Here is a 13,393-nt window from a genome sequence, read left to right as displayed (position 1 = left end):
ATATATGCACCCAGTCTTCTCCTAGGCTGGGTGTTTTTTATTCCCAGTATTTAAGTGACAGTAAAATATGTTTAGAGGCAAAGTAACTACCTCTAGTAATTTGAAAAAATCCCAATTAATTTTTGAATAAGCTATGGATAAGAAAAAGATCCTTGTTATTAATCCAGGTTCAACATCAACAAAGATTGCTGTATACCTTGGTCGTGAGTCAGTTTTTTTGAAGACGCTAAGACACTCTTCTGAAGAAATTGGACAATTTGAGAATATTGCGTCTCAGTTTGAATTTAGAAAAGAAACGATCATCAAAGAATTATTAGAAGCTGATATTGAGATCGATGATTTTGATGCTATTGTAGGTCGTGGAGGAATGGTTAAGCCTATTTCTTCAGGTGTTTACGAAGTAAACGAAGCTTTAAAAGTAGACTTAAGAAAGGGTGTTCTTGGTCAGCATGCCAGTAATTTAGGTGGCTTAATTGCTGATGATATGGCTAAAAATATCGACGGAGCTCGTGCATTTATCGCCGATCCTGTTGTGGTTGATGAGTTGCAAGATGTAGCACGAGTTACAGGTCATCCTGATATGCCTCGTCGCTCAATTTTTCATGCTTTAAACCAAAAGGCTGTAGCTAAGCGCTATGCCAAAGAAATTGAGAAGAAATACGAAGATATTAATGTAATTGTTGCTCACTTAGGTGGAGGTATCTCTGTAGGAGCCCACTTAAGAGGTAAGGTAGTTGATGTTAATAACGCTTTGGACGGATACGGACCATTCTCACCAGAAAGAGCTGGTACTTTACCAACAGGTGCCTTAATTGATGCTTGTTACAGCGGTAAGTACTCTTACGAAGAAATGCGTAAGATTGTAAATGGCAAAGGTGGATTGGTTGCTCACTTGGGTACTAATCAGGCTCACGAAGTGGAGAAAAAAGCAGCCGAAGGAGATCCTCATTACAAATTGGTACACTCTGCCATGGCATATCAAATTGGTAAAACAATTGGTGGTTGTGCTGGTGTATTAAAAGGAGAAGTTGATGGTATCGTTATCACAGGCGGTATTGCTTACGATAAGATTCTTGTTGAATACTTACGCGATATGATTGGTTGGATAGCACCTTTAAAAGTGTATCCTGGTGAAGATGAGATGTGGGCTTTAGCTGAAAACGGAGTAGCCGTTTTAGCTGGTGAAGTTGAATGTAAGATATACGAGTAATAATCGACTCGATCAAATGATTTTTATGAATCCCGTTCTAAGCGAGCGGGATTTTTTTTATATTACCCATAATGGAAGGAATTAATGCATATTACCTAGTAATCGGAGCAGCTGCGATTATTATTTTGTCCTATTTATATAATATATTGGCTCAAAAAACCAATATTCCAAGTGTTATCCTGCTCATTGTTACGGGATATGTTACTAAGGAGGCTTTGGGCATTGAGTTTAACGAAGATGAATGGTTTTTGCCGCTTGAAGTATTGGGAATTGTGGGCTTGATATTAATAGTTCTGGAGGCTGCCCTCGATTTAGAACTAAAAAAAGAAAAGATACGCCTGATTTGGCAATCAAGTTTGGTGGCCGGATTATCTTTGTTTTTCAACACATTCTTCCTGGCTTTTGGCATACAATTTTTTATAGGTAATCTCGATTTATTAACAGCAGTCATCTATGCTATTCCCTTATCAATTACCAGTAGCGCTATCGTAATCCCAAGTGTAAATGGCTTGGAAAAAGATAAAAGGGAGTTTTTAATATACGAAAGTACGATTTCTGATATCCTGGGTATCATGTTCTTTTATCTGTTAGTTGAGAACTTGGATACGAATGGTGCAACCATGGTAGGATTAAATGTTCTATCAAATATAGGAGGTACTTTATTGTTAAGTGTTACCCTTTCTTATGCCATGATTTTAGCTTTTCAACGCATAAAGTCCGATGTTAAGCTCTTCCTCTTTTTTGCTGTTCTTATTCTTTTTTATGCATTAGGTAAGTTATTTCACCTGTCATCATTACTAATGATTTTAGTATTTGGAATGATACTCGAAAACCGATTGCTGTTCTTCAGTGGGTTTTTACGAAAGTATTTATACGAGGAGAATATTAAACGTGTTCTAATAGATTTTAAGTTGCTAACACGCGAGAGTTCGTTTGTGGTACGTACTTTCTTCTTCTTTATTCTCGGTATGTCAATGACTTTAGCCGGGGTTTTTGTGCCCAAAATACTGTTGCTAACGCTTTATTTCTTAGTTGGCTTATTTGCTTTCCGTTGGTTGATTTTCAAATTAATATTCAAGCGTAATTACTTTCCGCAGTTTTTTGTAGCGCCACGAGGTCTAATTTCAATATTATTGTTTTTCGCAATTCCCAAAGAATTTCGAATTAATGACTTTGAATTAGGCATACTTTTATTGTCGATTGTAGTTACAAGTTTATTAATGGCATGGGCTTTGGTATTTGATAGCTTCGGAAAGGTTGGGCGCATGAAACGTTTTATATCGTTTAAAAAAGCTGTTCATCGCGGAAAGAACTTGATGCATCGAAAAAAAACGAATGATAAAGCATAGTTATTAAAGTTTGCTCAATTAATTATAGAATGTGTAACTTTTGGAGCCTAAAAAAAGTAGATAATTGTATGTATAGATATATTTTTCTTCTATTGGTATTGGTTAATGGTTTTGTGTGTCATAGTCAGATTTCGCATGGAGGTAAACCCTTTGAGTTAAAAGAGCGCCAAAAGCCATTAGAGTTATCACCTGCTGTGGAGCCGAAAGCTGTCAGTGCCGTAGATTTGGAAAACAATAAGTTTCCTTTGCGATTTGCAGAACCAATATTCACCAATTTTACACCTCAGAATTCAGGAGAATGGGATTGGCAAGATGGAAAATATATATGGCGTTTGTTTATTCGTTCAGAAGGAGCTAAAAGTTTAAACCTTGTTTTTGACCGTTTTACCTTGAAAGATGGTGATCGTTTGTTTGTGTATAATCCTGATAAATCGCATGTGCTAGGAGGGTTTACAAATGCTAATAACAATGCGTCAAAACTATTTTCCATTGCACCTGTTTTGGGTGATGAATTAATTGTTGAATTACAAACATTACGCAAACCAACTGTTGAGCATGAAATAACTATTAATGCTGTTAACCACGATTTTTTAGGAGTATTAAATTATTTGAAAAGAGAAAGCGACTTTGGTCAGTCCGGGGAGTGTAATATAAATGCCATTTGTGGCGACGTTAATAGTGCTGAAATAAACCGATCTGTGTGTAAGGTTATTGTCGGAGGAAGTATGTTGTGTTCTGGAACTTTGCTTAATAATACCTCTGAAAATGGAAAACCTTATTTTCTAACCGCTGCTCATTGTTTTGATAATTATAATATTACATCTAGTAGCATTAGTGCTCAAAATATCATTTTTTATTTCAATTTTGATTCCCCTACTTGCGATCCTAGTGCATTACCAAATGGTGAATTACAAAGCCTTTCAGGTGCCGATATTAAAGCATTTGTAGAAGATATGGATTTTGCATTGCTTGAAATGAGCAAGATGCCGCCTCCTGAATACCAGGCCTATTGGGCGGGCTGGAAACGTGATGGGATGGTTTCAAGCCAAGTTTTTTGTGTGCATCATCCTTGGGGTGATGTGAAAAAAGTGTCAGAATCGATGAATGCGCCTATTTCAACAACTTTTAATTATACGAAATATAATGGTGTTAAGTTCCGAAATGATGTTCATTGGAAGATTGATGTGTGGGCTAGTGGTGTAACTGAGGGCGGTTCTTCTGGTAGTGGCTTGTTTACTGATGATCAATATTTAATAGGAAGCTTATCGGGAGGAGAGGCTTATTGTGGTAATCCATACAATGATTACTACTCTCGTTTTAATCAAGCTTGGAGCCTTAATGTGGCTAGGGAAGAGCAATTAGCTTACTGGCTCGATGCACAAAATTCAGATGCCAACCTTCAAAATGGGGTTGATTATTATAGCAATAAGGAGATTATTAGTCATGCCAAAGAAGCGGACGAGAAAAAGTTGGTTAGAGTTGACGAGATAGATGGAACTCTATCGGGGCATAACAGTATGGGGTATGATGCCTATGCCGAATATTACGATGAATTTTCAGTAGCACAAATTGCAGGAGTCTATCTTAGTCCTGGTCAGATTGATGCTACGGGAGAGGGGCAAACTTTTAGTTTAAAAGTTTGGAGCGAATCGAGTGGTCAGCCCGATGAAGTATTAGGGGCTATGGACGATATTGCGTTGGATGATATTTCAACAGCGAAGCAACTCTTTACCTTTGACGAACCCTTGTCAATAAGTGGACCTGTGTTTGTTGGTTTGGAACTCAATTATTCGCCTTTGCCAATTGATACCTTGGCTATTTATCAGGGATTTCCGAATGGGGCGGCGCCGTTGAAGAATACTGCTTATATCCGCTCTAACAATGCATGGCAAGCATACAATTCCGTTCACCCATCAGGAGAAAATGGCTCGTACCTGATTGATCTTTTGGTGTATAATGATTATATACCTACAGATACTGGAGATATTGAGGTTGATTATCCTGAGGTACTGATAAGGAGTAATCCTATTTCCAACGGAGTTGTTGAATTTCGTTCAAATATTGAGGACTTAAATCTAGTTGAGATTTATGGCTTAAATGGTAGTAAACTAAAGGTATACACCATTCATAATGCTACTGATGATTCGTTCAGCGTTCAAGGGTTGCCAGATGGAATTTATATGTTAAAATTCATATCTCCAACAGCATCGTTGGTTAAAAAGATATTGATTTTGCAGTAGATTACTCAATTATTTTAAGGTTATCCAGACAGAAGTACATCGGTAGCTCAAAATCTTCATCATCATCGCGCGAAGAACTTAGCTCGAATGAAATTTGATGAACCGCACCCAAACTGGTTAAGTCAACACTAATCCAATCGGCTATGACGTATTTTTGAGCCGTTTCTTCAGGTCGGTAATCAGCTAGTAGCACCTCAATTGGAGTGGCAATAGAAGTGCCTGCCTCGTCAAGTCCCTTAATGGTCAATAAAAGATAATCTTTACCTTCTTTCTTTTGAAAGCCCGCCTCCATATACAAGTAGCTACGAGTGCAGTTGTTTAAAGCAATACTTTTAACTTTATGAGCCTGTGAATCTGAAAACTGGATGTTGTTGGGCGAGCTGCTTTGTTTGAAAATGGTAAAATTATCTGATTCATCAGCCGCTGAGGAACCGTAAACACTAAACTCCCCTTTTGTGCTCGAGTCACTGGTACTTGCATTTTTGCTAATAGCAAAGCCATTCCAGTCATTTGGGAGTGCAGCATCGTAATTACATGGATATTGCACATATTTAAACTGATGAAAGCCATTCTCTCCCTGATTGTTGTATCCGTTCTCATTAAAGTTTATAAACTCTTCAAAGGTGTTGATGTCGAGTGAGTGTGCTTTAATGTCCATCATATCTTCACCCATTGGTGTTCGCACACTAAAACTAAAGTTGTATTCACCTAATGCACGATTCTCAAAAGTCAATATTTTTTCATCGAGTATTTCAATGCCATTTTCAACCCAGCTATACTCCGAATCAATATCGTAGGTAATTTTGGGTTCAATTAGTTCAACACTATCAATGTCAAAGTCAAAGCCGCCTTCAGGCATTTGAAGATAAATCTCAGGTGGAGGAACTACCTTTTCCTCTTGTTTACATGAGAAGGCGAGCAAAACGATTAGTAGGGTGAAGAAAATATATTTATACATCTTAATTCAATTTAAAATAATGATTTAGGAATCCTGGTATTTGATCTGCACCAATTCTTTTAGCCAATATTTTCTTATCCTTATCAAGGATATAAACGACAGGTGTGCTGTAAATATCGTAATTGTTTCTAAAATTACTTCGGTTATGTGGATCGTACAAATGAATCCACTCTGTTAACTCTTTATCATGAATAAATTCAACCCAAGGATCTTTTTCCCATTGGGTATAAACAGCAATTATTTTAATGTCCTGATCCTTAAATTTCTTCCATACTTCGTCGTTTAGTTTTGGTATCTCTTTCTCACAATGTCCACATTCAGGCTCCCAAAATACGAGTATCGTAATTTCGGCTCTTACCTCACTCAATTTATAATACTCTTCGGTATACGATTGCATTTTGAAGTCAGGAGCAGTTTGTCCGAGTAAGTTGGGTTTAATTTTATCCACTCTTTCCTGAAGTTTGCTTATAAATTCATCATCAACCCAATCGGCGTGGCCACTTAAATAGTACGTTTCACCTAAACTCACCATTACTGCATCCATTCCCATTTGTTTACTTTCATTGGCCATGTTAAACAGATGTTGAATCAGGTATCTTTCCATTTCGTAGTTGCCATTGGCCATGGCTATTACACGGTGCGATTCTTTTATTATGGTATCGGGCATTTGAAGCACCACTTTCTTAAAATATTGGTCCAGTTTACCAGCAAATAGAGGTGTGCGCAAAATACGGTCATCATCCATTTTAAAGTTGTCGAAATAATGTGCTTTATAGTAATCGTAGCGCATGCGTTGTACCGCAGAATCAGGGTTGGAGCTATTGGCTGGCGCTTGCATTTGCGGAACTGCTACTTCTTGTGTTGCCTTTAAGAAAATGCTTAAAAAACTATCAGGATGTTTATTAATAGTTGTTTCATATTTGCTTTTCATATCAGATGATAGTGCAGCAATCTGATCTTGTAATGCTTTCTTGGTTTGTGGGTCGTTGCTTACTTTTAGCTTTTCCTGAATAGGTTCAGCTTCCTTTTGTTTACTGACAAGGAAACGCTGATAGGCAAGAAAATCGGCGCTTTCTGCACTGCCACTAATACTCATTTGCTGTAATAGATCTGTTTTACTAGTTGTAACAGAAAAATCTTGATCAGCACCAATTAATAGATCAAAGTAACTTTTATCGTCGAGGTATATAATATACAGTCCTTCATCCAGTTTCTGATCAGATGTAAAAGTGTAACTACCATTACTATTGATGGTGGTTGTGTCTTTTACAAGCATCTTTTGGTTAAAGTAATAACCTAGGATTAGTGTTGAATCGTTGTAGCCTTTAATGTTGACATCAATTTTAGTTGTTTGCGCTACAGTAGATGATGAAGCAAAAGCAACTAGTGTCAATATGGAGAGTAATAACTTTTTCATGTCTATATTTATTTTCATTTGTCACAAGCAACTCTGAAGTAAATTTTAATCATCTGGTTATTAAAAAGATAATGTAATTTACATATACGTTTCGTGTGTTTAAGTTATATGATTTATTGTCCACTATTCAACTTATTATTTAATGTGGCTCATTGTCTAAATAGTCGTTTTACTCATTTTATTTAGCTTGGCAAAATAGCTTAATTTATACACATCAAAAATAAGCATCATTGGTTTTCTCGACAAAAGGTTTCGTTCAAAGAGCTTCTCGTATTTATTAAAGACTTTAGACAGTAGATGTGATAAGCCTAAGGACTTAACAATTTGGAAATACCTTAACAATGTTACTTGTTCCTTTAATAAATCACAATTCTCCATCTTATTACAAATAAACAAAAGTGTTTCAAGGCTTATCTTAGTTTTATCAAGAAATTCCTCATTGTCTTCCAGCCCAATGTGAATGATTGGATTATCAATATGATCAATTTTGACGTTTCTTTTTCTCATTTCAATTCCAAACAGGGTATCCTCATGCCCATATTGGGTAATATTGTCATCGAATTGTACTAGATCAAAAATATCTTTTTTAATGATGAAATTATTTGAAATAAAGCCTTGTGATTTGCCTTTTTGTCTGACACTAGCCGCATGATCTTCTTTCTTTTTGCCTACCGTCCAACGAAGACTTTTATTAGCATGAGGTAAAACTTTGGGATGTACTCTTCCTCCGCAAACAATTTGATAATCACTAACCAATACATCTAGATAGTTTCTAAGGTAGTTGGGCATTAGTTGTGAATCACTGTCGATAAATATAAGGTTTGGAAAATGAGAGGAATTAGCCATTAGGTTTCTAATGGCAGCCCTTCCAATATTAGTATCTAATTCATTATATATAACATTTGATATCCCGGCAGTATGGCGATTCTTCTTTTTAAAAGCCTCAGTCGAGCCATCGTCAAAAACCAATATTTCAATTTTTAAATCAATCGCTTGTGCCTGATTAGATAAATCATTAACAAGGTTCCTGATATCAACATTATATACAGGGATACATATGCTTATCATAGATTTAAATTGCCTCTGTATTTACTTTCAACCACGCTTTTTCTTCATCATTTAAATAGGGTGACAATTGTGTGTTAACGTTCTCATGATAAGTATTTAACCATTCAATTTCACTTTCATCCAAGAGTGACTTATCAATAGGTCGCTTATCAATAGGACAAAGTGTGACCGTTTCGAACTTTAAGAAATCGCCAAATTCAGTTTGTTGATCTTTTACCGTTAAAATCAAGTTTTCAATTCTAACGCCGTGTTTTCCTGCCTTATAAATGCCCGGTTCGTTCGACGATACCATTCCTTCCTTAATCTCAACACCATTATCTTGTGGGCGTATGCTTTGCGGACCTTCATGAACGCAAAGGAAGTGACCAATGCCATGTCCTGTTCCGTGTCCATAATTAATTCCTTGTTTCCACATAGCCTGACGCGCTAATATGTCAAGGTGAACTCCTCTTGTTCCAGTCGGAAAAACAGCTCGATCTAAGCCAATGTGGCCTTTCAATACCAGAGTGTAGTCTGTTTTTTCTTCGCCGCTCAAAGGCCCCAGAGCAATTGTTCGTGTAATATCTGTGGTGCCCTCGGTATACTGACCTCCCGAATCAATCAAGTATAAACCTTTCGCCTGTAGCTTGGCAGCTGTTTCCTCTTGTACAGCATAGTGAACAATGGCTCCGTTACCAGCATAACCACTTATGGTATTGAATGAATTACCATGAAAATGTTCTTGTTCGGCTCTTATGGAACCTAGCTTTTGGGCAACTGTGTATTCGGTTAACTCTTCTTTGCCAATTGAATTGTCAAGCCAGTATAGAAACTTAACCATGGCAACACCATCTTTAACAAGAGCTTTTTTAATGTTTTCGACCTCAACCGTATTTTTTTGCGCCTTTAACATGGTAACAATGCTAGTTTTCTCTATACGTGTGCATTGCTGTGGTAAACCACTAAATACAGTACTATTGGTGCGCGCTGTATCAATTAAAACCTTTGCCAACGGTGGCATGTCATTTATAAAGTTGTAGAACTCGTTATAAGTAAAAATACGTACATCTTCCTTGGCCAATTGTTTACCAATAGTAGAAGTTAGTTTATGTGGGTCGATGAAAAGGCTAACCTGGTTATTTGATACGATTACATAAGCATGAAATACAGGGTTAAACTCTACATCTGTGCCTCTGAAGTTCAGTATCCAGGCTACTTCATCAAGCGTGGTTATCACATAATGAGTGGCGTTGTATTGCTTCATCCTATCGCGCACTATGTTTATTTTAGCTTCGCGCGTAAGACCTGAATAGTCAGTATCAAGTTCAAAAATACCATCTTCAGGAATGATGGGACGACCTTCCCAAATATCATCTTCAAGAAAAAGCTTTGAGTCAAGTCTTATATCTGCTTTCTTTAGTGTTTTTGCTACTTGTCGTAACTCATCAACCGTCATGGTTTTTCCATTAACCCCTACAACACTACCTGATGGTAAAACACTTGTTAACCACGATTGGTAATCGGGTACATCAGGTTTACCCATTTTAAAAACGGTAATGCCAGAATCTTGCAATTGCTGATCAGCCTGAAGGTAATAGCGTGAATCGACCCATAGGCCAGCCTCTTCATTGGTAATCACTAAGGTGCCTGCCGAGCCGTTAAAACCCGACATCCACTCCCTGAATTTCCAATGGTCAGCAGGATACTCGCTTAAATGAGGATCAGCCGATGTGATGATGCAGGCATCTACTCCGAGCGTTGCCATGTGGCTTCGCAGCTTAAATAATCGATCAGAGGTTGACATATATAATTTTAATTTTTTATTGTAATGGATGCGTCTTTATTAAAAAGTATCAGGTTGGCAGCATTTATTTCATTACCAACTTTTCCCGAAAAGGTTACATTATCATTCTCTTTAAACACTTGTAGCATTTGTGGCGACGGATGAGTAAAGCTACCATTAGTAACCTCTCCATTAATAATGTATGATAAGGATGGAGGTACTGTAATACTCGTTTCTACTCGTTTGTTAGATATGGTTAATTCGCTTAAGCTTTCCTGTGTATCAACTGTTAGTTTGCCTTTTTTAAGTTCGCAAAACAAATAGTTTTTTAACTGTTCTACCTTACCAATAAATTGCTCCCCTTTAAGGGTTAGGCTATCGGTATTACTAATAATTAACCTGTCGGTAAATGTATTAATGTTAAGCGATTGGGTATTGACGATGCTGGCCATGCAATAGCTCGTTTGGCCCTTAATAGAAGTAGCGTTATTGATGTTAAGTGTACAATTCGAAAGTTTGGCCTTGGCGCTTCCTAATGTGTTAATCACACCTTCAATAAACGATAATTCAAAAGTATGCTCTTTATCCATGCCAATGTTGCTGATGTCTAAGTTTCCGTAACTGTGTTTGAGATTGATTATACCCTTGATATCATTAATTTTTACATCACCTATGGTGTTGTTTACAGAAATATTTAGACGTGAAGGCACCTTAATGTCGTAGTTAACTGTAAAAGTGTAATTTGAAAAAAAGTGCTCGTCAAATACAGTGCTAAACTGTAGCTTGTGCGAGAAGCGTTTTTCTTCAAAAGACAGAAATTCCAGTATTTCTTTGGCTTCTTCTTCATTAGTTGTTTCGATGTGAACAACCGCTCTAATATTGATGGACTCTTGGTCCCAAGGAGAAACAGTAATGTAGCCGTGCTCGTTGTTGATAACAAGTTCGTTTATAGGGGCAGCATCGTAATTTTTTTCAATGGGCTCACCATTTTTTATTTCATCCTTTGCCTCTTCACTCTTATTAAAAGCATAGTTCTGTGCTTTTGTCGTATAAACAAGAGGTAGGGATATTAAGCATAAAAGAGTGATAAGTTGTCTCATATCAAGGTGTTGTTAAACAAATTTTAAGCGTTTTGGTGCTCAAGGCCATTTATAAAATGTAGAGGCTAAATTACACAAAATAGGCATGCATTAAAAATCTTCAAAAAGATTGTTTTAAAAGGACTGCATAAGTACTAACGAGCTTAATATTCTTATAACTTTGCGACGAATTTTAATTTAAAAATAAGTCATGAAAAAACAGAATTTTTTAGAGCTTAACAAGCTTTGTTTTAAGCATTGGAATGGAAAGAGTTATGCTGTATTTAGTAGCATGCATAAAATTGTGAAAATAGGTACTTTGGCAGCCATTTATTTATCTGTGTTTGGTTATCAGCAAACATTGGCACAAACAGATACTGCTTCAATTAATAAAAAAATAAATCTTGAAGAGGTCGAAGTATCTGCGCGCCGCACAAGCTCGGTGTATTCCGAAGTGGGGCGTGTCCTGCATGTTATTCCGCGAAAGGAAATTGAAGCGCTACCTGTTTATAGTGTGCAGGATTTGTTAAAATATGCCATGAATGTGGATGTGCGTCAACGTGGTCCATTGGGCATTCAAGCTGATGTTAGCATTCGAGGAGGTTCATTTGATCAGGTAATGATTCTTTTTAATGGCATTAATGTAACTGATCCGCAAACAGGTCATTTGAGTTTAAACTTGCCAGTGGATATACAAAGTATTGAGCGTGTTGAGATACTGGAAGGCCCTGGAGCAAGGGTATACGGACCTGGTGCCTTTAGTGGGGCCATTAATTTTGTAACAGGAACCAAAACGCAGGATAACTTAACTGTTAATGTTTTGGGAGGACAACATGGCTTGTACAATGCATCGGCCAATGCAACAGTTAAAACAGGCAAGCTCAAAAATTATGTAGCTGCAAATATCGCCTCAAGTGATGGGTATATTGATAATACCGACTTCAAAAATCACAGCATTTTCTACCAGGGGCAATTCGATTTTGGCCAGGACAAACTAGACTTACAAATTGGGCATAACGATAAAGCTTTTGGAGCTAATTCATTTTATACGCCTAAATATCCCAATCAGTTTGAGCAAAACAAAACAACATTTGCTGCTCTAAAGCTTTCTACAGGCGCTAAGGTAAAGGTCAATCCGGCATTATATTGGCGTCGTCATCAAGATCGCTTTGAGCTATTTAGAGATAATCCTGCCAGTTGGTATACAACACATAATTATCATCTTACCGATGTGTATGGAGGAAATTTAAATGTAGTTATACCCTGGGTACTTGGTAAAACATCTTTGGGTGGAGAAGTACGAAGTGAGAATGTGTGGAGTAATGTACTTGGTTACGATATGGATACACCAATTGATGTGCCTGGTGAAGATGCTCAGTTTACCCGATCGTATCAACGAACAAATACATCTACCTTTTTGGAGCACGTGTATACCTATCAAAAGTTTTCAGTGTCAGCAGGTGTGTTAATGAATTGGAATTCAGACTTAGGCCTTGGTGTTGATTTCTTTCCAGGTGTTGATGTAAGTTATTGGGTTAGCGATAAAATTAAGGTGTTTGCCAGTGTTAATAAAACCTTGCGTATGCCAACTTTTACCGATTTATTTTATGCGGGACCAACAAATATTGGGAACCCGGACTTGCTTCCAGAGGAGGCTTTAACATACGAAGGTGGATTAAAAGTTATTAATTCATGGTTCAATGGTCAAACGAGTGTTTATTATCGCGAGGCAGATAATTTAATAGACTGGGGGCGTTTGGCAGGAGAAGAAAAATATCAAACCCGAAACCTTTCATCTATGGAATCATGGGGTTTTCAAGCCCAAGGAAGAATTAATATGGATGAGTTGATAGGCCGAACACCAATCAAAAGCATTGAAGTTGGTTATGCCTACATAGATCAAGATAAAAACGTTCCTGATAACTATGAATCAGTATACGTATTGGATTACCTAAAGCATAAGGCTAATATTGGTATTGATCTTCGGTTGGTTAGTAAGTTGGGCTTAACCATCAACACCTTGTATCAGGATAGAGAAGGTGATTATGTGGCTTACCCATCTGGTGAGTTGACTGATTTTGCACCTTTTTGGTTAACAGATCTTCGTTTTCAGTGGTCGGATGTTAAGTATAAAATATTTATAGATGCCAACAATGTATTTGATGAAACGTATTACGATTTGGGAAATCTGCAACAACCTGGTTTATGGGTAAAAGCAGGCGTGCAATTAAATCTGAATTTGTAATCAAACAAAATTAAATTGAGAAACCCATTTGGCAAGTATGTCAAATGGGTTTTTTAGTACACTAA

At 37.1% G+C, this 13,393-nt stretch carries 9 protein-coding genes; 4 read left to right on the top strand and 5 right to left on the bottom strand.

Going from position 1 to position 13,393, the window contains the following annotated elements; genetic code table 11:
• Positions 1 to 133 precede the first annotated feature (133 nt).
• From buk to FNN09_RS16410, 3 genes are all read left to right on the top strand, one after another.
• The gene (gene buk / locus FNN09_RS16420; protein WP_143303539.1) at positions 134 to 1,210 is read left to right on the top strand and encodes a butyrate kinase; all 1,077 of its coding nucleotides are present in this window, start codon (positions 134 to 136) and stop codon (positions 1,208 to 1,210) included.
• A 71-nt stretch (positions 1,211 to 1,281) separates the two neighbouring features.
• A complete protein-coding gene (locus FNN09_RS16415) occupies positions 1,282 to 2,559 on the top strand; it encodes a cation:proton antiporter (protein ID WP_143303537.1) in 1,278 nt (425 codons plus the stop codon).
• Positions 2,560 to 2,627: 68 nt separating this feature from the next.
• Positions 2,628 to 4,799, top strand: a complete 2,172-nt coding sequence (locus tag FNN09_RS16410) for a trypsin-like peptidase domain-containing protein (RefSeq protein WP_185969042.1) — start codon at positions 2,628 to 2,630, stop codon at positions 4,797 to 4,799.
• Position 4,800: 1 nt separating this feature from the next.
• On the opposite strand, the gene FNN09_RS16405 is transcribed toward FNN09_RS16410, so the two are convergent.
• The 5 genes from FNN09_RS16405 to FNN09_RS16385 form a co-directional block, all read right to left on the bottom strand.
• A complete protein-coding gene (locus FNN09_RS16405; RefSeq protein WP_143303533.1) occupies positions 4,801 to 5,757 on the bottom strand; it encodes a DUF4465 domain-containing protein in 957 nt (318 codons plus the stop codon).
• Between the two features lies 1 nt (position 5,758).
• Positions 5,759 to 7,174, bottom strand: coding sequence for a TlpA family protein disulfide reductase (locus FNN09_RS16400; protein ID WP_185969041.1), 1,416 nt, complete (start codon positions 7,172 to 7,174; stop codon positions 5,759 to 5,761).
• A 156-nt stretch (positions 7,175 to 7,330) separates the two neighbouring features.
• Positions 7,331 to 8,242, bottom strand: coding sequence for a glycosyltransferase family 2 protein (locus FNN09_RS16395; RefSeq protein ID WP_143303529.1), 912 nt, complete (start codon positions 8,240 to 8,242; stop codon positions 7,331 to 7,333).
• A gap of 4 nt (positions 8,243 to 8,246) precedes the next feature.
• Entirely contained in the window at positions 8,247 to 10,025 is a 1,779-nt protein-coding gene (locus FNN09_RS16390) for an aminopeptidase P family protein (protein ID WP_143303527.1), read from the bottom strand.
• Positions 10,026 to 10,033: 8 nt separating this feature from the next.
• A complete protein-coding gene (locus FNN09_RS16385; RefSeq protein WP_143303525.1) occupies positions 10,034 to 11,104 on the bottom strand; it encodes a DUF4097 family beta strand repeat-containing protein in 1,071 nt (356 codons plus the stop codon).
• Between the two features lie 190 nt (positions 11,105 to 11,294).
• On the opposite strand from FNN09_RS16385, the gene FNN09_RS16380 reads away from it, so the two are divergent.
• Positions 11,295 to 13,328 (top strand): TonB-dependent receptor, encoded by a 2,034-nt coding sequence (locus FNN09_RS16380; RefSeq protein ID WP_143303524.1) that lies wholly within the window; start codon positions 11,295 to 11,297, stop codon positions 13,326 to 13,328.
• Positions 13,329 to 13,393: the final 65 nt, after the last annotated feature.

Origin of the sequence: Carboxylicivirga sp. M1479 (assembly GCF_007097485.1) — a bacterium.
GTDB lineage: Bacteria > Bacteroidota > Bacteroidia > Bacteroidales > Marinilabiliaceae > Carboxylicivirga.
This window is presented reverse-complemented; position numbering and strand designations above follow the sequence as displayed.

Coding starts and splice junctions, on each gene's coding strand:
- FNN09_RS16395 (WP_143303529.1), bottom strand. CDS start 8,242: ATGATAAGCATATGTATCCCTGTATATAATGTTGATATCAGGAACCTT.
- buk (WP_143303539.1), top strand. CDS start 134: ATGGATAAGAAAAAGATCCTTGTTATTAATCCAGGTTCAACATCAACA.
- FNN09_RS16405 (WP_143303533.1), bottom strand. CDS start 5,757: ATGTATAAATATATTTTCTTCACCCTACTAATCGTTTTGCTCGCCTTC.
- FNN09_RS16410 (WP_185969042.1), top strand. CDS start 2,628: ATGTATAGATATATTTTTCTTCTATTGGTATTGGTTAATGGTTTTGTG.
- FNN09_RS16415 (WP_143303537.1), top strand. CDS start 1,282: ATGGAAGGAATTAATGCATATTACCTAGTAATCGGAGCAGCTGCGATT.
- FNN09_RS16385 (WP_143303525.1), bottom strand. CDS start 11,104: ATGAGACAACTTATCACTCTTTTATGCTTAATATCCCTACCTCTTGTT.
- FNN09_RS16390 (WP_143303527.1), bottom strand. CDS start 10,025: ATGTCAACCTCTGATCGATTATTTAAGCTGCGAAGCCACATGGCAACG.
- FNN09_RS16400 (WP_185969041.1), bottom strand. CDS start 7,174: ATGAAAAAGTTATTACTCTCCATATTGACACTAGTTGCTTTTGCTTCA.
- FNN09_RS16380 (WP_143303524.1), top strand. CDS start 11,295: ATGAAAAAACAGAATTTTTTAGAGCTTAACAAGCTTTGTTTTAAGCAT.